At 72.9% G+C, this 19,121-nt stretch carries 15 protein-coding genes, 1 tRNA gene and 2 pseudogenes; 7 read left to right on the forward strand and 11 right to left on the reverse strand.

Features of this window, described 5'->3' with window-relative positions; all coding sequences use genetic code 11:
* Nucleotides 1-95 precede the first annotated feature (95 nt).
* Entirely contained in the window at nucleotides 96-992 is an 897-nt protein-coding gene (locus ABZ939_RS09980) for a DNA/RNA non-specific endonuclease (protein WP_361851229.1), read from the reverse strand.
* A gap of 105 nt (nucleotides 993-1,097) precedes the next feature.
* On the opposite strand from ABZ939_RS09980, the gene ABZ939_RS09985 reads away from it, so the two are divergent.
* Nucleotides 1,098-1,910, forward strand: coding sequence for a caspase family protein (locus ABZ939_RS09985; protein ID WP_361851231.1), 813 nt, complete (start codon nucleotides 1,098-1,100; stop codon nucleotides 1,908-1,910).
* A gap of 66 nt (nucleotides 1,911-1,976) precedes the next feature.
* Here ABZ939_RS09985 and ABZ939_RS09990 read toward each other — a convergent pair whose 3' ends face one another.
* The 8 genes from ABZ939_RS09990 to ABZ939_RS10025 form a co-directional block, all read right to left on the reverse strand.
* Nucleotides 1,977-4,925, reverse strand: a complete 2,949-nt coding sequence (locus tag ABZ939_RS09990; RefSeq protein ID WP_361851233.1) for a LuxR C-terminal-related transcriptional regulator — start codon at nucleotides 4,923-4,925, stop codon at nucleotides 1,977-1,979.
* 204 nt (nucleotides 4,926-5,129) lie between these two features.
* On the reverse strand, nucleotides 5,130-6,827 hold the full coding sequence (locus tag ABZ939_RS09995; protein WP_361851321.1) for a S8 family serine peptidase: 1,698 nt from the start codon (nucleotides 6,825-6,827) through the stop codon (nucleotides 5,130-5,132).
* Nucleotides 6,828-7,307: 480 nt separating this feature from the next.
* Entirely contained in the window at nucleotides 7,308-8,189 is an 882-nt protein-coding gene (locus ABZ939_RS10000; RefSeq protein ID WP_361851235.1) for a GNAT family N-acetyltransferase, read from the reverse strand.
* A 291-nt stretch (nucleotides 8,190-8,480) separates the two neighbouring features.
* Complete coding sequence (locus tag ABZ939_RS10005; protein WP_361851237.1) at nucleotides 8,481-9,374, reverse strand: hypothetical protein; 894 nt, start codon at nucleotides 9,372-9,374, stop codon at nucleotides 8,481-8,483.
* On the reverse strand, nucleotides 9,371-10,375 hold the full coding sequence (locus ABZ939_RS10010) for an SPFH domain-containing protein (protein ID WP_361851239.1): 1,005 nt from the start codon (nucleotides 10,373-10,375) through the stop codon (nucleotides 9,371-9,373). The genes ABZ939_RS10005 and ABZ939_RS10010 overlap by 4 nt, the downstream gene beginning before the upstream one ends.
* A gap of 52 nt (nucleotides 10,376-10,427) precedes the next feature.
* Nucleotides 10,428-11,102, reverse strand: a complete 675-nt coding sequence (locus tag ABZ939_RS10015) for a MerR family transcriptional regulator (RefSeq protein WP_361851241.1) — start codon at nucleotides 11,100-11,102, stop codon at nucleotides 10,428-10,430.
* A 122-nt stretch (nucleotides 11,103-11,224) separates the two neighbouring features.
* Nucleotides 11,225-12,319: a DMT family transporter gene (locus tag ABZ939_RS10020; protein ID WP_361851242.1), complete on the reverse strand. Its 1,095-nt coding sequence runs from the start codon at nucleotides 12,317-12,319 to the stop codon at nucleotides 11,225-11,227.
* Complete coding sequence (locus ABZ939_RS10025) at nucleotides 12,316-13,056, reverse strand: phosphatase PAP2 family protein (RefSeq protein WP_361851244.1); 741 nt, start codon at nucleotides 13,054-13,056, stop codon at nucleotides 12,316-12,318. The genes ABZ939_RS10020 and ABZ939_RS10025 overlap by 4 nt, the downstream gene beginning before the upstream one ends.
* Before the next feature lie 272 nt (nucleotides 13,057-13,328).
* Here ABZ939_RS10025 and ABZ939_RS10030 point away from each other — a divergent pair, with 272 nt between their 5' ends.
* The 3 genes from ABZ939_RS10030 (at nucleotide 13,329) to ABZ939_RS10040 (ending at nucleotide 15,672) form a co-directional block, all read left to right on the forward strand.
* Nucleotides 13,329-13,943, forward strand: a complete 615-nt coding sequence (locus ABZ939_RS10030) for a TetR/AcrR family transcriptional regulator (protein WP_361851246.1) — start codon at nucleotides 13,329-13,331, stop codon at nucleotides 13,941-13,943.
* 29 nt (nucleotides 13,944-13,972) lie between these two features.
* On the forward strand, nucleotides 13,973-14,347 hold the full coding sequence (locus ABZ939_RS10035; RefSeq protein ID WP_361851248.1) for a DUF488 family protein: 375 nt from the start codon (nucleotides 13,973-13,975) through the stop codon (nucleotides 14,345-14,347).
* Between the two features lie 74 nt (nucleotides 14,348-14,421).
* Nucleotides 14,422-15,672: a cytochrome P450 gene (locus tag ABZ939_RS10040; protein ID WP_361851250.1), complete on the forward strand. Its 1,251-nt coding sequence runs from the start codon at nucleotides 14,422-14,424 to the stop codon at nucleotides 15,670-15,672.
* Nucleotides 15,673-15,688: 16 nt separating this feature from the next.
* Here ABZ939_RS10040 and ABZ939_RS10045 read toward each other — a convergent pair whose 3' ends face one another.
* A complete protein-coding gene (locus ABZ939_RS10045; RefSeq protein WP_361851323.1) occupies nucleotides 15,689-16,153 on the reverse strand; it encodes a DUF309 domain-containing protein in 465 nt (154 codons plus the stop codon).
* A 147-nt stretch (nucleotides 16,154-16,300) separates the two neighbouring features.
* Here ABZ939_RS10045 and ABZ939_RS10050 point away from each other — a divergent pair.
* Nucleotides 16,301-16,374: transfer RNA gene (locus tag ABZ939_RS10050), tRNA-Pro, on the forward strand.
* A 99-nt stretch (nucleotides 16,375-16,473) separates the two neighbouring features.
* Here ABZ939_RS10050 and ABZ939_RS10055 read toward each other — a convergent pair.
* Nucleotides 16,474-16,845: a tyrosine-type recombinase/integrase gene (locus ABZ939_RS10055; protein WP_361851252.1), complete on the reverse strand. Its 372-nt coding sequence runs from the start codon at nucleotides 16,843-16,845 to the stop codon at nucleotides 16,474-16,476.
* Nucleotides 16,846-16,975: 130 nt separating this feature from the next.
* On the opposite strand from ABZ939_RS10055, the pseudogene ABZ939_RS10060 reads away from it, so the two are divergent.
* A pseudogene (locus tag ABZ939_RS10060) lies at nucleotides 16,976-17,566 on the forward strand (DUF5655 domain-containing protein); the annotation flags it as partial.
* A 730-nt stretch (nucleotides 17,567-18,296) separates the two neighbouring features.
* Nucleotides 18,297-19,029, forward strand: a pseudogene (locus tag ABZ939_RS10065) (class I SAM-dependent methyltransferase).
* Nucleotides 19,030-19,121: the final 92 nt, after the last annotated feature.

Consider the following 19,121-nt stretch of genomic DNA (forward strand, 5'->3'; position numbering starts at 1 on the left):
GACTGATCTGACTGGCCGAAAGCTGTCAGCACAATCGTTTCACCGGGCAGGGAGCGTGGCAAACGGGCGATCCGCGGGCCCGGCCGACGGCAGGCTCAGCCCTGCATCACGATGTCGTCGAACGACTCCAGCCGCCGCCAGCGGTCCTCCGGCGCCCGCCACGACGGCATCAGATCGACATCGGGCAGCGGCCCGAACTCCAGCTCGGTGATCTCGGCGACGTCCGAGACCGGCACCTGGTACGTCCGGAACGGTCCGAGCGGCGGTGGCGCGCCCGCCGTCGCCCCGGCGAGCGCGCGCTCGGCGTCGCGGCTCAGGTCCGGGCTCTGGTCGAGGACGTAAGCGGTCGCCGCCAGCGCCCCGTCCTGCATGAACGCGGCCACCTTCCAGAACCGCAGCGGCACTTGCACCCCCCGGTAGGGCGGGTCCGAGTCGTGCAGAACCGGGCCTGTGAGGACCGTGAGCCTCCGGTCGAACTCGGCCGCGTGATCCAGGAGATAGTTCTCCAACCCCTGCCAGAGACGCTTACCCTGGTTGAACAGATCCGACTGAGGTGCGGCGTTCGTGTAGTGGAACGTGTCGGTGTTGGCCCGGCCCGCCACCGCGGCGGGGCCCCACACCGGATCGAGCCGGCGCACCAGATGCCCCCGGTCCAGACTGTTGTTCCGGTAGATCTCGTTGCCGGCCTGCTGCTCCGCGGGCAGCCGCGGGTCGTACTCCCAGGCGTCCTCCCGGGGTACGTCCTCGGCCAGTTGCCCGCCCTCGATGCACACCGCGGTCGAGGCGGCGAGCCGCCGGTCCGGCCGGAAGACGACGGTGAAGTGGGTGTACGGCAGGATCACCGTCTCCACCGACGTGCGGACGGGCAGCGGCAGCGGCACGACGGGACCGAGGAAGGCCTCGTCGTAACCGGTCCGGTCGACGAGCGGGTCTCGGCGCGGCCCACCCGCCCGCGGGGCCGGTGGAGAGGGCGGAGGATCGGTCGGTTTCATACGATGTAAGTACCGCGCATGAAGGGTCGCGCTCGGCACCGGGCCGCAGGCCACTCGATCAGCCGCCCCCGGAGCCTCCCTCCCTCACCCCCCAGGAGGCACCCCATGGCCACCGGACTGTCCATCCACGTAGGACTCAACAAGGTCGACCCCGACCGTTACGAAGGCTGGGACGGCGCTCTCGTGGCCTGCGAGAACGACGCTCGTGACATGGCCAGGCTGGCCCGCGCCGCGGGCTACTCCGACACCGTCCTGCTGACCGCCGAGTGCACCGTCGACAACGTGACCGCGGCGCTGCGCCAGGCGGCGGGAAAGCTCGCCCCCGACGACATCCTGCTCTTCACCTACTCGGGTCACGGTGGACAGGTCCCCGACGTCACCGGGCAGGACGACGAACCGGACGAACTCGACGAGACCCTCGTGCTCTACGACCGGCAGTTCCTCGACGACGAGCTGGACCGCGAGTTCCGGGGCTTCGCCGACGGAGTCCGGATCTTCGCCCTGCTCGACTGCTGCCACAGCGGCAGCGGCATCGAGCTCCCCGGCGGACCCCAGCCCGAAACCGGGATCCGGCTGATGCCCGAACCGAAGCAGCAGCAGATCTACGAGCGGGACCAGGGGTTCTTCGAGGAGCTGCAGCGCTCCCTCAGGAAGGCCGCTCCCGACGGCGACGGGGCGCGCCCGGACGCGATCCTCATCTCGGCGTGCCAGGACAACCAGTTCGCGTCCGACGGCCCGGTCAACGGGGCCTTCACCGAGGCCCTCCTCGAGGTGTGGAACGAAGGAGCCTTCCGGGGCCGCTACCGGTCCTTCCACCGCGCGATCCAGAGCAAGCTGCCCGCCACGCAGAGCCCGAACTTCTACACGACGGGAAGCCCATCGCCCTCGTTCCTGCGCCAGAAGCCGTTCACGGTGTGACCGAGCGACTGGGTGACCGGGGTCGCCGCCTGACCGTCTGACGGGGCGACTGCCTCGGTCCTGGCCTCAGCCGCGGAGCGCGGTCGCCAGCTGCGCCCGCGAGCGGACGTCCAACTTCTGGTAGATGCGGGTGAGGCGCGCCTCGACCGTCTTCACGCTCAGATACAGCTTGGCCGCCGCCTCCTGGTTGCTGGCGCCCTGCCCGACCAGATGGGCCAGCCGCAGCTCCGCGTCCGTCAGCGAGGACAGCGCCGGCAGGGCGTCCTCCCCCGCGGGCGTCTCGCTCGCCAGGGCGAGCCAGGGCGCCGCCCCGGCGCGCTCGAACACGACCGCCGCCGACTGGAGGGCGCTCTGCGCCGCCGACCGGCGCCGACGCCGCCGCTCCACCCGGGCCAGCGCGATCAGCGCCCGGCCGTGTTCCAGCGGCAGTCCGGCCTCGGCGAACCGCTCGGCGGTCCCGGCGAGCAGCTCCGCGGCCTCGTCCGTCTTCCCGCAGGCGGCCAGATACAGCGCGTACGCCCGGTCGCAGCCCAGGAGTACGGTCGTACGGCCGAGCCGCTCCGCGACCGGCCGCACCTCGGCCAGCAGGTCCGCCGCCTCCCGCGCCGCGTCGTTGGCGAGCAGCGCCTCGGCCAGCTCCTCGTGCCAGCGCAGCATCGACGGATCGACGGTCGACTGGGCCCGCTCGTTGGCCTGCACCCGGCGCAGGGTCTCCAGGGCGGAGGCGACGTCCCCGTTGACCAGTTGGACGCGGCCCAGTGCGTAGAGGCTGCGGGAGAGGAAGACCCGGTCGCCCTCCTCCTCCGACGCCTGGACGCTGCGCCGGGCGTAGCTCGCGGCCCGCCCGAAGCTGCCGCCGGCCGTCTCCGCGAGCGCCAGCGTGTACCACGCGGGACCGGGGGAGAGGCCCGCCTCCAGGGTGAGCGCGAGGGACTGGCCCGCGTGGACGAGGGCCGCCGGGCAGGCCCCCAGGCGGGACTCGATCGCGGCGAGCGTCGAGAACAGCTCGATCGTGTCCTCGACCGAGCCACGCCGCTGCACCAGGGGCAGGAGCGCGTTCAGCTGGTCGCGGGCGTCGGTCAGCCGGTCGTCGAAGAGCGTGTGCCGGATGGTCAGGATCTGGGCCGCGTTGCGGATTCCGAGCGGACGCTCGGCCATCTCCAGACCACGCGCCTGCGCGAGCACGGACTCCGCGTCCGAACAGCCGAGCGCCCGGTCCATCCGCGCCTGTACGGTCAGGGCCTGGGCGGCCGTCCGGGGATCGCCCACGGAGGCGGCCAGCGCGGCGGACTCGACGGCCGCGGCCCGCGAGCGCAGCGGATCGCCGTCCGCCAGCACGTACTTGACGGCCAGTCGGAGCAGCACGCCCGCCCGCAGCGCCGTGTCCCCCTCGGAGTCCTCCATGGCGTGCACGTACATCTCGTCGAGCCCGGTCAGCCCCTGGCCCGCGGTGTCGAGGACGGCGAGCCGGGCCCGGACCCGGTCGGACCGGGCGGCGTCCCTGGCCAGCAGATCGGTCGCCGCCCGCATCGCGAGGTCGGCCCGGGCGGCCCGGGCGGCCTCCTCGGCGGCGTCGACGAGCCGCGTGATCCGCTGCGCACCGTGCTGGACCGGTGTCGACTCGGCGGCGAGCAGGGCCAGTTCGGCGGCGAGCGCGCTGTTGCCGCGGCGCCGCGCGAGATCGGCGGCCGCGGCGACCTCGGCCGCGAGGGCCTCGTCGGGAATGTCGGTGGCCAACGCCCGGTGCCGTACCGCCTCGACGGAGTCGTCGACGACCTCGGCGAGCGCGGCGTGCCCGGCGCTGCGCTCGGCCCAGCAGGCGTCGTGGACCAGGGTGGAGGGCAGCAGCCCGGCGGTGAAGGCCACCGTGCCGTCCTCGGCGAGCGAGACCAGGTCGGCGCGCTCGGCGGCCGCGAGGTCCGCCTCCGCGTTCGGCCGCCCCGCCCGGCGTATCAGTGCCGCGGTCGGGCGCAGCGCGAGCGCGGCGAACAGCAGCGTCTTGCGGACGTCGGGCGGCGCCGTGCCGAGGAGTTGCCGGGCCAGGTCGCGGGCCCGCCCGGACAGGGTCAGCGCCTCGGCGTGGTGCACGGGGGTGCGCGCGTCGGCCAGTGAGCGGCCCACGGCGAGCGCGAGGCGGGGGTTGCCGCCGCTCGCCTTGTGGATGCGGCCTGCCATCCGGGACGGCAGCCGGTGGTGGATGAGCAGCGCGGCGATCTCGTCGGCGTGCAGCGGCGGCACGAGCAGGATGTCGGCCTCCGACGGCACCCACAGGTGGGTGTCGTGGACGTCCTCGGAGCCGTACGCCTCCGGGGTCTCGACCGCGACGACCCGCAGCGCGGGCGGGGCGAGGTGCAGGGCGAAGCGCAGCAGATCGGCGCTGTCCGCGTCGATGTGCTGCACACCGTCGACGACGAGCAGGGCGGGGCCGCGCGCGGTGAGGGCGCGCAGGATCTGGGCGATGCCGAGGCGCAGGGCGATCGGGTCCCACCCGCCGTCGTGCAGCGGCGCCTCGCGGCACAGCATGGCGACGGCGGTCCGCTGGGGTCCGGGCAGCCCGTCGAAGACCCCGGAGGCGGTGACGGCACCGACGGCGTGGCCCGAGGGTCCGGGCCCGCCCGCGCCGGCCGTGGGGTCACCGCCGGACGCGCGGTCGGTGCGCGGCGCGGGGACGCCTCGGTCGCCGGCCGGTGTCCCGGGCCCGGGAAGGCCCTCAGGGCCGGATGGCGGCAGGGTGCCGGGGGCGGCCACGCCCGGCCAGGTGACCGTCGAGGCCGCGGAGGCCACGAGTGCGGCTGCCACCGCGCCCGGAATGTCACGGTCGGCCGGAAGTGTCGCCAGCCACAGGACGGTCTCGCCGCGGGACTCCGCGCGTGCCGCCTCCGCCAGGGCCACTTCGGTCTTGCCGACGCCCGCGGGTCCGGTGAGCAGGGCGCGCCCGCGTGTGTGCAGCACGCGTTCGAGGCGGGAGAGCAGTTCCTCCCGGCCCACTGGCGCAGGACGGTGTGTTGTCGTCACGTGTCCACCACCCTCCGGCGCTCGGGCCCGGCCCGTGAGCCCCGTGGGGCAGAGAATACGGAGCGTACCGGCGCAGTCCAGGCCTCCTGTCCGGCATACGGACAACGGATGCCGGGCACCACGCCAGGACGCGCCCGTGGTGTAGACCACGAGCGCGTCGCTGACCAGCAATGATGCTGATGTGGGGGGTGGTTCAGGTGGTGACTAGAAGGTCAGGCTCCAGGAGTCGATGTAGCCGGTGTCACCCGAGGCCACATCGCGGACCTGCAGCTTCCAGGTGCCGTTGGCGACCTCGCTCGACGCGTCGACCGTGTAGGTGGTCAGGACGTTGTCGGCGCTGTCGGAGCCGCTGGACGCCTTCAGGTTGCGCACCGTGCCGTCGGGGGCGATCAGGTCGATGACCAGGTCCCCGCGCCAGGTGTGCTTGATGTCCACGCCGACCTTGAGGGCGGCGGGGGCGTTGCCGGTGCGGCCGGTGACGGCGATCGAGGACGACACGGTGGTGTTGTCGGAGATCGCCACATCCGTCGCGTTGGTGAACACGTTGCCGACCGGCGGCGTCGTGGTGGTGACGGCGTCCACCGTCTTCGCGGTGTCGGCGATGCCGGTGCCGCAGCCGCCGGTGCAGGTGCCGGGCAGCGGGCGGGCGTTGGACTTGATCGCGGACTCGATCTCGGCCGGGGTGAGGCTCGTCTTCGCCGACTTCAGCAGAGCGGCCAGGCCGGCGATGTGCGGCGCGGCCATCGAGGTGCCCTGGTAGGGCTTGTAGTTCTCGACCGACTGGGTCGTGGTGCCCGAGTTCAGCGTGGAGTAGATGCCGTTCTCGGGGGTGGTGATGGTGCCGGGGGTGTCGGTGGCGCGGCGGGTCTCGCCGCCCGGGGCCGCCACGTCCACGATGGTGCCGTAGTTCGAGTAGAACGAACGGTTGCCCTCGCGGCTGGTCGACGCCACGGTGATGACGTTCGAGCAGTTCGCGGGCGTGAACCCGGACGCGTTGGCGTTGCTGTTGCCCGCGGCGACGACGACGGTGGTACCGCGCGAGACGGCGCCGTTGATCGCGGTCTGGTAGACGCTCGGGCAGGTGGAGCTGGCGCCGCCCAGGCTCAGGTTGATGACCTTCGCCGGGGTCGGGTTGGCCGCGACGCCCGGCACGGTGCCGCCGGACGCCCAGGTGATGGCGTCGGCGATGTCCGCGGAGGAGCCGCCGCACTTGCCGAGGACACGCACGGGCTGGATCTTCGCGTTGTACGCGATGCCCGCGATGCCCTTGGTGTTGTTGGTGACCGCGCCGATGGTGCCGGCCACGTGGGTGCCGTGCCAGGAGGAGTTGGACGCCTTGGAGCCGGTGCCGCACTCGCCGTCGGTGGCGTTCCAGTCGCCCTCGTCCTTGGCGTCCGCGTCACGGCCGTTGCCGTCACGGGCGTCGGCGGAGGTGGAGATGAAGTCGTAGCCGGACACGACGTTGGCCGCCAGGTCCGAGTGGGCCGCGTAGCCGGTGTCGATCACGGCGACGGTGACACCGGAGCCGGTCGTCTTGTCCCAGGCGGGCGGAACGTTCATGCCGCCGGTGGCCTCGAAGAGGTCCCACTGCTTGGCGTAGTCCGTGTCGTTCGGGGTGACCGCCATCGCGTACGCGCGGATGTCGGGCTCCACGGAGGCGACCGAGGGGTCGGCGCGGAAGGCGTCCATGACCTCGGCGACGTCCTGCTTCGTGGCGCTGTCACCCAGGTCGACCAGCGCGGCACCGCCGGCGAGGCGGCGCTCGAAGGAGAGGCTCTCGCCCGTCTCGGCGCCCTTGGCGGCCGCGTCGCTCTTGGCGGCGGCGTTCGAACCGGCCTCGGCGGTCTTGGACTTGTAGGTGACGATGACCTTCTCGACCGGGGCGCTGGGAAGCGCGGTCATCGCCTGGGAAGCCGGAGCCGGCTTCGGGGTCGCAGCGGCCGGGGCGGCGGCGAACGCCCCGGTGGAGGTGGCAGCGGCGCCGAGGATCGCGGCGCTCGCGACCACGACGGATATGACTCTCCGCCTGGAACTGTTCAAGGTGTTCCCTTTCAAGCACGACGTAGGTGCGGAGCAGTGGCGGCGGCGCGGGAACGGCGTGCGGAGTGGGGTTCGCGGTCCGCCGGTCCCTTGGGCTTGGGGGGCCCGTGCGCCGCCACCGGCGCGACGGCCCGGGTCAAGGCCGTCACCGGCGGACACCACCCACCTCTCCACATGCACCTGACAGGTGCGGTTCGGGGGATGGGATCTGCCGGTGCGGCAGACAGTAGGGAACGGCGAGATGAACCCGATACGGGGAAAACCCTTGTCACCCCCCGAGAGGGGTGGGGGAGGGGCGGGAGGTGGGGGTGGGGGAGGGGTGCGAGGTCGGAGTGAGGGCGGTCAGCCGAGCTCGAGGGTGGTGACGCCGAAGACCCGCTCTCGCGCGTACGGCCGGATCGGTCCGGTGTACATCCGCGCCGTCTCGAACGTCGCCTCCAGGCCCCGCTCGAGGGCGAGGCGGGCCGCCTCCGGATTCGCCTCCGGCATGTCGACCGCGATCCGCGCCGAGCCGAACGCGCGGGCCTCGGCCGCGAGCGCGTCGAGGAGTACGGCCGCGTCGTCGGGCGTGTTCGCGAACAGGGGCCCGATGCGGGCCTCTTCCTGGGCCGGTCGCACCACGCCGTAGCCCCTGAGGCGTCCGTCGACGACACGGACGAGAGCACGATGGCCCGGCGTGGTCAGCCACGAAGCCAGGAATCGGGGGCGGTCGGCGGGCACACAGGCGCTGTCGTACGCGGCGAGGGCGTCCTGGTCGACACGGTGGGCCGGGACGACGTCCGGGGCGGCCGAGGCGGCGGTGGGCGTGTCGGGGGTGAGGACCTCCCCGACGTACCGTGCCGTGCGGTAGGCCGTGGAGAAGCCGGACTTGCGGTAGTTGTCCTGTTGGTCCGGTACTCCGTCGAGGCCGACCGTCCGCTCGCCGGCGTGCGCCAGCGCGGCGTGCCAGGTCGCCAGGCCGTGGCCGAGGCCGCGCCGGTCCGGGCGGACGAGGTAGAAGCCGAGGAAGGCGTACCGGTCGCTGTAGTTGACGACGGAGATGGCCGAGACGGGCTCCCCGTCGATCCGTCCGAGGAAGAACCCCTCGGGGTCCTGCGCGAAGAACGCGGGCGCGTCGGCCACCCCCGGATTCCACCCCTCCGCCGCGGCCCAGTCGCGCACGACCTCCCAGTCGTCGAGGCGCGCGGGGGAGACGTGGAGGCGGCCGGTGATGGGGGAGGCCATGGAAGTCCCTTCGGCAGCCGACGGGGCACGTGGTGACGGGGCGACGGACACGGGCGATCCGTGCGAAGCGCCCCGAGCATAACGAGCGCGCGAGGGCGCCGCGGTCCGGTGCGATGCTTTCCGGCCGCGCGCCGCGCGCCTCCCGCCCGCCGCCCGGCCGCTCCGCGCGCGAGGGCGCCGCAGTCCGGTGCGATGCTTTCCGGAAGCCCGCCGCGCGCCGCCCGCCCGCCGCGCGCCGCCCGCCCGCCGCGCGCCGCCCGCCCGCCGCGCGCGGCCCGGCCGCTCCGCGCCTCACCCCACCAAGCGGAGCGCCGTGTCGGCCACCCCCACCCGTACCGTCTGGCCCCATGTCAGTTCCAGCGCGTCCGACTCCATCCCGTCGCCGAAGGCGACCAGACGGTCCGACTCGACCGTCAGACGGAGGGACTGCCCGGCGCCCAGCACCCCCTCCACGCGCGTCGTGCCCGTCGTCGGGGACGGCCAGGCCTCGCGGACGAACCAGGCGAGGCGCGGGTCCGTCGGCGCGGGCAGACGCAGCGGGCTGGAGCGCTGCTGCCAGAGGGATCGGAGCCAGCCCGTCGCGCCCGTACCCGTGCCGACCAGGACGCCCGAGGACGCCTGCGGTTCGGGCGCCGGGTCCGGGTCCTCCGCGGCCAGCGTGTAGCGCGCCGTCTGGTGGCCGGGCGGGCCGAGGTAGATCTCGTTGAGGGCGAGGAGCCGCTGCGCGTCGTCGGTGACGGCCTCCACCATCGTGAGTTCCTCCGCCGCTGCCTTGGCCGCGGCCGGCAGCAACGCCCGCGCTGCCGCCGCCCGGTGCCGTACCAGGACCCCCGCGTTTCGCCCCGGATCGGCATCGATCCCGATGACCGGCTGCCCGGTCAGGTACTTCGCGACGTTGGCCACCAGGCCGTCCTGCCCGACCACGACGACCACGTCCTCCGGGCCGAACAGGAAACGGTCCAGATCCGCCCGTTCCACCCGGGCCTGCCGCCACTGGAGCGGCACCGCCGCCGCCACCTCCGCGAGCGCCCGCCGGGTCCGCTCGTGCCGTCCCCGTACGTCCTCGATGCCCCGGCCCCGGCTGGAGAGGAAGAACGCGGCCTGCCCGTGCGTACCGTGCCGGGCGAGCAGCTCCTCGTACTCGGTGGTGCGGTGCACGAGCACCGCGCGCGGCGCCAGGCTCACGACGCGGTCCCGCCACCGAGCTTCGCCAGAAGACCGGTCAGCACGTCGGGCGAGAGCGTCAGGTGCTCGATCCGGGGCAGGTTCTCAGCGGCCCGGGTCGCCGCCAGGGCGTGCAGCGTCGCCGCGTCGACCTCCTCGTGCACCCGGAGCCAGGCCGCCTGCGCCGCCGCCCGCGCCTCGCCGACCTCGCGCGCCGCCTCCGCCTCGGCCCGCGCCAGCCGAACCTTCCGCACCGCCTCCGCCTCCGCCCGTACGGCATCGGCGGCGGCGCTCTCCTCCGCCTCGCGGCGGGCGTTGGTGCCGCGCTGTTCGACGAGTTGCTCCTCCTGACGGGCCAGTTCGATCTTGCTGGCCAGCTCGTTCTCGGCGATGGCGCGTTCGCGTTCGACGGCCACGGCCCGGCGCTCGTACGTGGCCCGGTCCGCCTCCTGCTGGATCTGCTCGCGTGCGGGCGTGCGCAGCGCCCGCTCGACCTCGGGCTCCGGACGGATCGCCACCACCCGCACCGCCACCACCTCGATACCTGTGGCCGGCAGCCGGGGCTCGGCCGCGAGCCCGTCCGTGATCCGCTCCCGTACGGCGGCCACGCCGTCCACAAGGGCGGCGGCGAGCGGGGTGCGGGCCAGGACGTCCAGGGCGTGCTGCTGCGCGGTCTCGGTGAGCAGCGTGGCGATCTGCTCCAGCGGCGCCCCGCGCCACGCGCCCGTGTCCGGATCGATCGAGAAGTCGAGCCGGGTGGCCGCGGCCTCCGGATCGCCGATCCGGTACGTGACGGTGGACTGCACGCTCACGTCCTGGAAGTCGGCGGTCCTCGCGTGGAACGCCATCGCGAGCTCCCGGTCGTTCACCGGCACCTCGGAGAGCGCGGCCGACAGCGAGCGGAACCAGAAGCTCAGCCCCGTCCCCTCGTGGACGAGGCGTCCGCGCCGGTGGTGGCGGATGTACGCGGTGGGCGCGGACCGCAGATGGCGCCAGCCGGCGCGGCGGGTGATGTCGGCCATGGGAACTCCCCCTTGTCGTCACAATGACGATAGGGGCCCCGGGCTCTTTTCGTCAAGATGACGAAAGTGGAGGTTCCGGAGGCGGAGGGAGCCTGTGCAGGTGGGCCGAAACGTCCTCGTGGGCCAGGCGGCGCAGGGCCAGCAGGATCGGCTCGTACAGCACCGTGTACGCGACCGCCGCCTCGATCGCCTCCTCCAGGGCCGGGTACTCCTCCATCACCGCGTACTCCTCGGCGGCGATCGGGTGCATCACCTCGGCGTACCGCCGGATGTCGTCGGTGCGGCCCCTGTAGCCCAGCGTGCGGAGCGTCAGGACTGCCCGGGTCAGCGCGGCGAGCGCGGGTGCCTCGTCGTACACCTGCCAGCCCATCTCGGTGAGCAGCCCGCGCATCTCGGCGAAGACCTCGTCCCACAGCGGGCGCTCGGGATCGGAGGTGTCGGGCGGGGAGATCTGCGGGCCCAGCATGTGAGCGGCGACGCCGACGCGCTCATGGCGGCCGAAGGCGGGGTCGTCCGCCACGGCCAGAACGTCCCGGACCTGCTGGATCGTCATCCCGCCGACCGTGAGGAGCGCTCGGAGCAGGCGCAGCCTGCGCAGGTGCTCCTCGCCGTACTCCGACTGCCGCGCGGTGACGGGCGTCCCCGGAGGCAGGAGTCCCTCGCGCAGGTAGTACTTCACGGTGGCCACGGACACGCCGCCGCGGGCGCTCAACTCGGAGAGGCGCAAATGCGTTTCACCGTTCCCATCGTCTCGACACGGATACCGGGGAGTTCTACTCCGCCCTCCAAGGATAGGTCGGCTATCCAAGAAGGGGGGGTTGGGTGCACGGGGCGGGGAGTGAGGCGCGGTCAGCCCGCGAGCGGCGCGGCGGCCGTCTCGTCGGTACGGGGCAGGGGTAGGGGGAGCGGCTGCGGCTGCGGCTGCCCGGAGGCCACGACCTGGGAGGGAGACGGCGGTGAGGGCGAGGGCGGTGTCACGGCGGGCGTTCCCGCTCCGGTCGTCAGGAGCACCACACCGCGTGCTGCCACCACCGAAGCGGCGGCCGCGATCAGCCACCCCCACATGCCCGCGCGGAACGTCTCGCCGAGCAGCGCCACGCCGATGACGGCGGCTGCGGCCGGGTTGGAGAGGTTCACGACGGCCAGCGGCGCGGCGAGTCCGCCGCGATAGGCGGTCTGCGAGAGCAGCAGGCCGCCGATGGCGAAGGCGGAGATCAGCACCGCGATCAGGGCCGTCTGCCACCAGGCCGTCGCCCCACCCGGCAGCTGGCGCGTGAGCGCGGCGGTGAGCGTCTGTGTCAGTGCTGAGCCGACCCCGGAGGCGATCCCGGAAGCTGTCGCATGCCCGAGCCCCCGCCCACGCACCGCACCGGCCCGCGAGGCCGTGCCCGCGCCGACGCCGCCTCGCGCGCCCGCGCCTACGTGCGTCCGCGCCCGCGAGCCTCCGCTTCCGCGCCGCCTTCCGTGGAGCCCTCCGTACCGCCCACCCGAGGCGAGCAGTGCGATCAGCAGCGCCGTCGCCGCCGCGACGATCAGGGACTCGCGCAGACTCAGCGCGTCGCCCGGCGTCGCCGGGCCGGTCACCGAGATCAGGCCGACGAGGCCCGCCAGTGTCCAGAGCGCCCCGCGCCACTCCGCCCGGGTCACCCGCCGTCGGGCGCAGTACGCCCCGAGCGGCAGCGCCGCCACCAGGGTGAGGGCGCCCAGCGGCTGAACGAGCGTCAGCGGGCCGTAGTGCAGCGCGGCCACATGGGCGAGCGCGCCGGCCGCGTTCAGGCCGACCGCCCACCACCACTGGCCGCGGGCGAGCAGGGCGCGGAGCGCGCCGCGTCCCCCGTCGGAGGCCGAGGCGAGCCGGGACTGGGCGACGGCGGCGAGGGCGTACCCGGCGGCGGAGACCAGGGACAGGAGGACGGCGAGGAAGAGGCCGTCGGGGGTGGTCATCGCAGCACTCCCGCGGGGCGGGGAGCGGTGGCGGGCAGCAGCGGTTCGGGGCCCGCCGGTCCGGTGCCCGTTCCCGTGTCCGGCGCTCGTACCGCCGCGAGTGCGAGGGCGAGCAGCGCGGCCGCGGCCAGGGCGTCGAACCAGTAGTGGTTGGCCGTGCCGACGATCACCAGGAGTGTCAGCAGGGGGTGGAGCAGCCACAGCCACCGCCATCGGCCGCGGGTGGCGACGATCAGACCGATCGCGACCATCACCGCCCAGCCGAAGTGCAGCGACGGCATCGCCGCGAACTGGTTGGCCATCGAGTCCGTCTCCGGGCTCGCGCCGTACACCGACGGGCCGTAGACCCGGGCGGTGTCGACGAGTCCGGTCGCGGCGAGCATCCGCGGCGGCGCCAGCGGCATCAGCAGGTGCAGGGCGAGCGCGGCGGCGGTCAGCAGCGCCAGGACGCGGCGGGACCAGAGGTAGTGCTCCGGGCGGCGCCAGTAGAGCCAGGCGAGGAAGGCGATCGTGGCCGGGAAGTGCACGGCCGCGTAATAGGTGTTCGCGGCCCGGACGAGCGGCTCGCCGTGCATCAGCAGGGCCTGCACGGAACCCTCGCCGGGCAGATGGACGGCCCGCTCCGCGTTCCACACCCGGTCGGCGTTGTGAAAGGCCCGCAGCTCGTGGCCGTTCGCGAACAGCCGGCCGAACTTGTAGACGAGGAACAGCGCCGTGACGAGAAGCAGCTCGCGCACGAGCGGCGGTCTCGTTGTCGGCGGTCCCGACGTGGGGCGTCTCGGTGCAGACGGTTCCGGGGTAGCGGTGGGCTCCGGTCCTGCGGGACGTGTCCCTGGTATCCCGCGTATCCCGGCAGCCATGGCGCGGCCCCCTTTTTTCCGTCAAACCGGCAGCAAACGGGGGAAGCCTAGATCCGAATTCATCGAGACGCAAGCGTCTCGATACGTTTGCGTCTCGATTGTGCACCCCCTACTCTCGTATGTGCAGAGAGCTGTCCGGGAGGAATGGGATGTCCACACAGGCCGCGACCGCCGCCGCCCGCCGCAGCAAGATCACGCCGGAGCGGGAGAGCGAGCTCTACGAGGCCGTTCTCCGCCTGCTCCGGGAGGGCGGCTACGACGCGGTGACCATGGAGGGCGTCGCGGCCCGCACCAAGTGCGGCAAGGCGACCCTCTACCGTCAGTGGGGGAGCAAGCCGCAGCTCGTCACGGCGGCCCTCGCCAAACAGCGCTGCACGTTCTTCGCCGGCATCGACACCGGTTCGCTCGCCGGGGACCTGCGCGAGGCCGCCCATCTGGCCGCCACCCGCCGCGACCATGACGCCGAGCTGATGGAGGCCGTCAGCCAGGCCTACATCCAGTACCCCGATCTGCGCGAGGCGCTCCGCGAGACCGTCATCAGCCCGGAGGTCGCGGCCCTCGACACGATCCTGCGACGGGCCGCCGAACGCGGCGAGATCGACCCGGACAACCCGGCGATCGGCTTCGTCGCCCCCTGCTTCCTCGGCATGCTCCGCATCGAGCGCCTCTTCGAGGAGCGCTTCGCCGACCCGGCGACGATGCGGGTCTTCGTCGACTCCGTCCTGCTGCCGGCGCTGCTGCCGCCGGGGCGCGTCGAGATGTGACCGCCCGGCACCTCCGGCACTCTTGACCCATGCCAGCCGCTGCTCCCGACGTACGCGTCCGCCGGATCTACGAGCCCCCGTCACCCGACGACGGTGTACGGGTCCTCGTCGACCGCCTCTGGCCGCGCGGCCTCGCCAAGACCGACGCCCGCGTCGACGAGTGGCCCAAGGCGCTCACCCCCTCCACCGAACTGCGCCGCTGGTACCACGGTCAGGAGGGCGCGTACGAGGAGTTCTGCCGACGGTACGAGGACGAGCTCGCCGAACCCGCCGCCGCCGAGGCCCTCGACCGGCTGCGGGCCCTCGCCGCCGAGGGCACCGTCACCCTCCTCACCGCCGCGAAGGACCCGTCCGTCAGCCACACCTCCGTACTCGAGCGCGCGCTGAACGCCTCCGGGGCATAGCCAGGAGCCCGCGGCGCCGGTCACCATGGCCGGACCGCACCGAGTTCCGCACCTTCCCGTTCCGGAGGCGCCGCGTGGACCCGACAACGTACGCACGTCACGAGCTGCTCGACGCGTTGCAGCGCGACCCGTACCCCCTCTACGCACATGCGCGACAGACCGCAGGTCTGACCTTCGTCCCCGAACTCGACGCCTGGCTGGTCGCCCGGGACGCCGACGTCCGTGAAGTACTGCTGCGGCCCGAGGACTTCTCCTCCGCGCAGGCCCTGAGGCCCGATGTGATCCCCCCGGCCGCCGTCTTCGGCGTCCTCGCCCGTGGCTTCGGCAAACAGCCCACCGTCGTCTCCACCGACGGCGCCGCCCACCGCCGCCACCGCGCCCCGATCAACCGCGGTCTCTCCGCCGGGCGCGTCGCGGCCCTCACCCCGTACGCCGAAGAGGTCGCCACCGCCCTCGTCGACGGCTTCGCCGACGACGGCCACACGGAGCTGATGTCCGCCTACGCCCGCAAACTGCCCGGCGCCGTCATCGGCCGGCTCATCGGCCTCGATCCGGCGGACGTGCCCGCCGCGGTGCACGGAGGACACCGCGCCGAGCAGCTCCTCTTCCGGCCGATGGCCGAGTACGAACAGATCGCCGCCGCCGAGGACGTGGTCGCCCTCCAGCGCCTCCTCGACCGCTACGCCCGCGCGCGGCGCGCCGACCCCCGCGACGACCTCTGCTCGGCTATGGTCGCCGCCCTCGCCCCGGACACCGGACTCGGACCCGGCACCCGCGAGCTCAGCCCCGACCAGCGCGGCGAACTCGTCTCCAACCTGCAGAACTTCCTCATCGCCGGACACCTCACCACCACGGCGCTGATCGGCACCGCGCTGTTCCACCTGCTGCGCCGCCGCGACCAGTGGGAGCTGCTCCGCGCCCGGCCCGAACTCATACCCGGGGCGGTGGAGGAGGCCGCCCGCTTCGACACCGCCGTCCAGGGATTCCGCCGCACGACGACCCGGCCCGTCATCCTGGCCGGCACCGAACTACCCGCCGGAGCAACCGTCTTCGTGGCGTACGGCTCCGCCAACCGCGACGAGGCCCGCCACGAGGACGCCGACGTCTTCGACATCACCCGGCCCCCGAGCCCCACCCGCCACGTCAGCTTCGGCCACGGCGCCCACGGCTGCCCGGGCTCCCAGCTCGCCCGCACCCAACTCCGCCTCACCCTGGAGCTGTTCCTCCGCCGCTTCCCCGGACTGCGGCTGGCGAAGGATCGGGAGGTGGTGATGCGACCGACGCTGATCCACCGCTCGCCCCTGGAACTCCACCTCACCTGGTGATCGGCCGGGCGCCGCGCTACTCCGGAAGGAGGCGCGGCGCCTCCTCGGACGCGTCCGTCACGGCGTCCGCACGCGCCGCCAACTCCCGGGCCCACCGCACGAGTCCGTGGACGTCGATGCCGTACGGATCGGGCTGCCCGGAGATCCGCTCGGCGCCGCGCAGCAACAGCCGTGCCCCGCCCTCCGCGTTCCCCCGCGCGGCATGGGTCAGCCCCACCGCCAGCTGGGCGAGTCCCTGCCACAGGTCCCGCTCCTCGGCGGGACCGCTCTTCCACGCGTCCTCGAAGACCTCGTGGGCGTGGAACGGCATCCCCTCGTCGAGCAGCCGCTGCGCCTCACGGAGCGTCTGCGAGGGCGTCCGCACCACCCCTTCGGGCTGCCGCGGCACCCCCTCGACCCCGTACGGCAACGGCCGCCCGAGCCCGTCCCGCGGCCGCGCACTGCGCGCCCGCCCCTCCTCGTCCCGGTCCCTCGGCGTCATGTCCACACCCCCATTCTCCCCGCCGGCGGCCCGGCCTGCGGATATGCCACGCACCGCCCGGCCGGGGCTGCGTCCATCCGCCCCGCGAAGTGAGGTAATGTTCTCCTGCACGCAGCCGCCGGGGACGACCCCCGGGGGAACGGGCATCGGGACGTGGCGCAGCTTGGTAGCGCACTTGACTGGGGGTCAAGGGGTCGCAGGTTCAAATCCTGTCGTCCCGACTTTTCGAAGTCGCAGTTCAAGGGGCCGTTTCAGAGGAATCTGAAACGGCCCCTTGATCGTTTTTGGGGACCACTTGGGGACCAGGTCGGTCCGAGTGGTCAAATGACGGCCATTGCCGTGACTGGCAGCGAACGGGGTGCACGGAGCACCATGAGGTGCGCAGACAGCGCGGCACCAGCTGCGGTGACCTGGCCGGCGTCGGGGTGCAGGTAGCGCTGAGTGGTGGTCAGCGAGCCGTGCCCGGCGATCTTGCGCAGGACGTGGAGCGGCACGCCGGCGTCGGCGAACCAGGTCAGTCCGGTGTGGCGCAGGTCGTGCCGTCGGAGGTGCTCGAAGCCGGGTTCCGTGACGACGTCGTCCCAATGAGTGGCGTCGCGCAGGACCGCAGTGGAGATGCGACCGCCACGCGGTCCGAAGAAGATCCGGGCATCGGGGTCATTGCCGACGGCCAGCAGCCGCTGGGCAACCATCGGCCGTACTTCCTCGATGAGGGGTACCTTGCGGGCGCGCTTTCCCTTGGTGGCCTTGTCGACGAGCCCGCCTTGGGCGGGGGGGTCTGCCGTAGTACGGTCCAGATCCAGTTGTCGGTGTCGGCAGGAGTTCCATGCCCTGGTGCGCGAGCACCTGGGCTCTGCGGCTGCGGCCCAGGTGATGTGGAAGGCGCCCAGGCTGATCTGTGTCGCGGGGGACTACACCCGGTACGACCTTCACGTCGTTCGGGAGCATCGCCGGTCGATCGACCTCGTGCGTTACCGCCTCTACGGGAAGGGCCTCATCGCGCTGGAGACGGTCGCTTCCGTCGCGGCGCAGCCCAAAGCTGCCCTGCGCATGCGCCGCGGGAATGCCGGCGGTGCGGCATCGCGGCCGAATCCGGCGGGGGCGGTGGTGGGGCTGGCCGCAGCGGTTGACGAAGCGCTGCTGGCCCTGGGTGCCGACGTGACGAAGGTCGAGCGCAAGCAGTACGACGCGTACCAGAGCCTGCGGAACTTCGCCTGTGTGACGTCGCGGCAGGACAAGCTGCTCATCTACCTCAAGGCGGCCCCGGAGGCCGTCGACCTCGTACCTGGCTTCACCAGGGACGTAAGGGGACTGGGGCATCACGGGACCGGCGACCTGAAGGTCCAGCTGCGCTCGGAGAGGGACGTGGAGCGGGCGGTGGAGCTGTTCCGGCTGTCCTACGCCGCAGCGTAGGCCGTTGCATTCGGGATGGTGCCGCCCCCAGGGCGGGAGTTAGGGCTGGTGGCGTCGGGACGCGATGCGGGGTGCCGGCGGGCCCCTTTCGGTAGGCGGGTAGGACGTGGCGGTGGTGTAGTCCATCTTCGGCAGGATCCCCGGCTTCGGAAACCGGGGATCCTCCGCGATGTATCGCCCAGCATCCTTGGGACACCTGCTCGGCGAGCCCCCGATCGGGCGCGTTCGTATCTTGTGTACAGAAGTTCGAGGGGACGGGTGTCGGACGACATCAGAGCGTCAGTGGGTTCGAGGCTCAGAAGTTCCTCAACCTGCTCTGCTACAACCTCCCCTACGGGTACTGCTAGAGCATGCCAATTGACTGGGGAGCGCCCCTACATGGTTCTCCGCGCTTGGGTCGACTGCAACGTTCAGCATTGCGGCGCGCGTGTACTGGCAGAACCGGCAGGACGCTATTCGTGGGCAGGTCGGTGTAAGGGAGCCGTCGGGCCCTTCGACCGCCGCACGCTGTGCGCGTGGGGAACGCCAGAGCCCGTAAACGCCTCCATCGGCATGACGGTGCGCGAAGGGCGGGCACGGGCGACCTCGCCGCCGCGCCGCCGTCCCGGGCCCGCCGGGCCCGGGAGATAGCGGGAACCGAAGCCCCGGAGCCGCCCGCATCGCTACAGCGGTCCCTCAGCGACCAGCTGTCCCACCCCGACGGAGGCACGCGGAGCCCATCATGGACGGCATGACGGCCGAATCCCGTGCTCGTTCCTTCAGCGCGGCGGCCGCGCGCTACGCCGCCCATCGGCCCTTCCTATCCGCCCGCGCTCTTCGACACCCTGGCCGAACTCGCCGGGTTTCCCCTGGCCGGTGCCCGAGCCGCTGACGTGGGGGCCGGTACGGGCATCGCCACCGCCCTCCTGGAGGCGCGCGGGGCCCGCGTCATCGGCGTGGAGCCCGGCGAGGGCATGGCTGCGGAGTTCCGGCGCCGCAACCCGCGGACGCCGCTGGTGCGCGCGGACGGCAACCGGCTGCCGTTCGAGTCCGGTTGCCTGGACCTGCTGACCTACGCGCAGTCCTGGCACTGGACCGACCCGGCCCGCGCCGTTCCCGAAGCGCTGCGCGTACTGCGCCCCGGTGGGGCGCTGGCGGTCTGGTCGAACGACCCGGAGGCCACCGTCGGCTGGATAGCGGATCAGCAGACCCGCATCGAGGAGCGGTTCGGCCCGGGCTGGTACATCAACGAGCGCACGCGCTCGCGGGAGGGAGTGCGGTTCATCCGCCGCCGCCTGCCGTGGTCGCGCCGGGTCCCCGTCGACACACAACTGGCCAAGCTGTCCACGCACTCCCTCTTCCTCATCGGCAAGCCCGGCACGGACGCCTTCCTCGTCGGCGAACGAGCCCTCCTCATGCGGCGGTTCCCGGACGGATGGGTGGACGAGCACTACGTGGTCGACCTGAGCCTCGCCGTGCTCTGAATCTCTTCGAGATCCCCAACTCCGTGGCCGGAGCCGTCCGCGCCGCCGGTTCCCTGGGCGTCTCCATGGTGACCGTCCACAGCATGGGCGGC

The organism is Streptomyces sp. NPDC046712 (assembly GCF_040645695.1).
GTDB lineage: Bacteria > Actinomycetota > Actinomycetes > Streptomycetales > Streptomycetaceae > Streptomyces.

Coding starts and splice junctions, on each gene's coding strand:
- ABZ939_RS09995 (WP_361851321.1), bottom strand. CDS start 6,827: ATGACCGCGCTTCCCAGCGCCCCGGTCGAGAAGGTCATCGTCACCTAC.
- ABZ939_RS10010 (WP_361851239.1), bottom strand. CDS start 10,375: ATGGCCGACATCACCCGCCGCGCCGGCTGGCGCCATCTGCGGTCCGCG.
- ABZ939_RS10055 (WP_361851252.1), bottom strand. CDS start 16,845: ATGGTTGCCCAGCGGCTGCTGGCCGTCGGCAATGACCCCGATGCCCGG.
- ABZ939_RS10035 (WP_361851248.1), top strand. CDS start 13,973: ATGCCAGCCGCTGCTCCCGACGTACGCGTCCGCCGGATCTACGAGCCC.
- ABZ939_RS10045 (WP_361851323.1), bottom strand. CDS start 16,153: ATGACGCCGAGGGACCGGGACGAGGAGGGGCGGGCGCGCAGTGCGCGG.
- ABZ939_RS10000 (WP_361851235.1), bottom strand. CDS start 8,189: ATGGCCTCCCCCATCACCGGCCGCCTCCACGTCTCCCCCGCGCGCCTC.
- ABZ939_RS09985 (WP_361851231.1), top strand. CDS start 1,098: ATGGCCACCGGACTGTCCATCCACGTAGGACTCAACAAGGTCGACCCC.
- ABZ939_RS09980 (WP_361851229.1), bottom strand. CDS start 992: ATGAAACCGACCGATCCTCCGCCCTCTCCACCGGCCCCGCGGGCGGGT.
- ABZ939_RS10030 (WP_361851246.1), top strand. CDS start 13,329: ATGTCCACACAGGCCGCGACCGCCGCCGCCCGCCGCAGCAAGATCACG.
- ABZ939_RS10020 (WP_361851242.1), bottom strand. CDS start 12,319: ATGACCACCCCCGACGGCCTCTTCCTCGCCGTCCTCCTGTCCCTGGTC.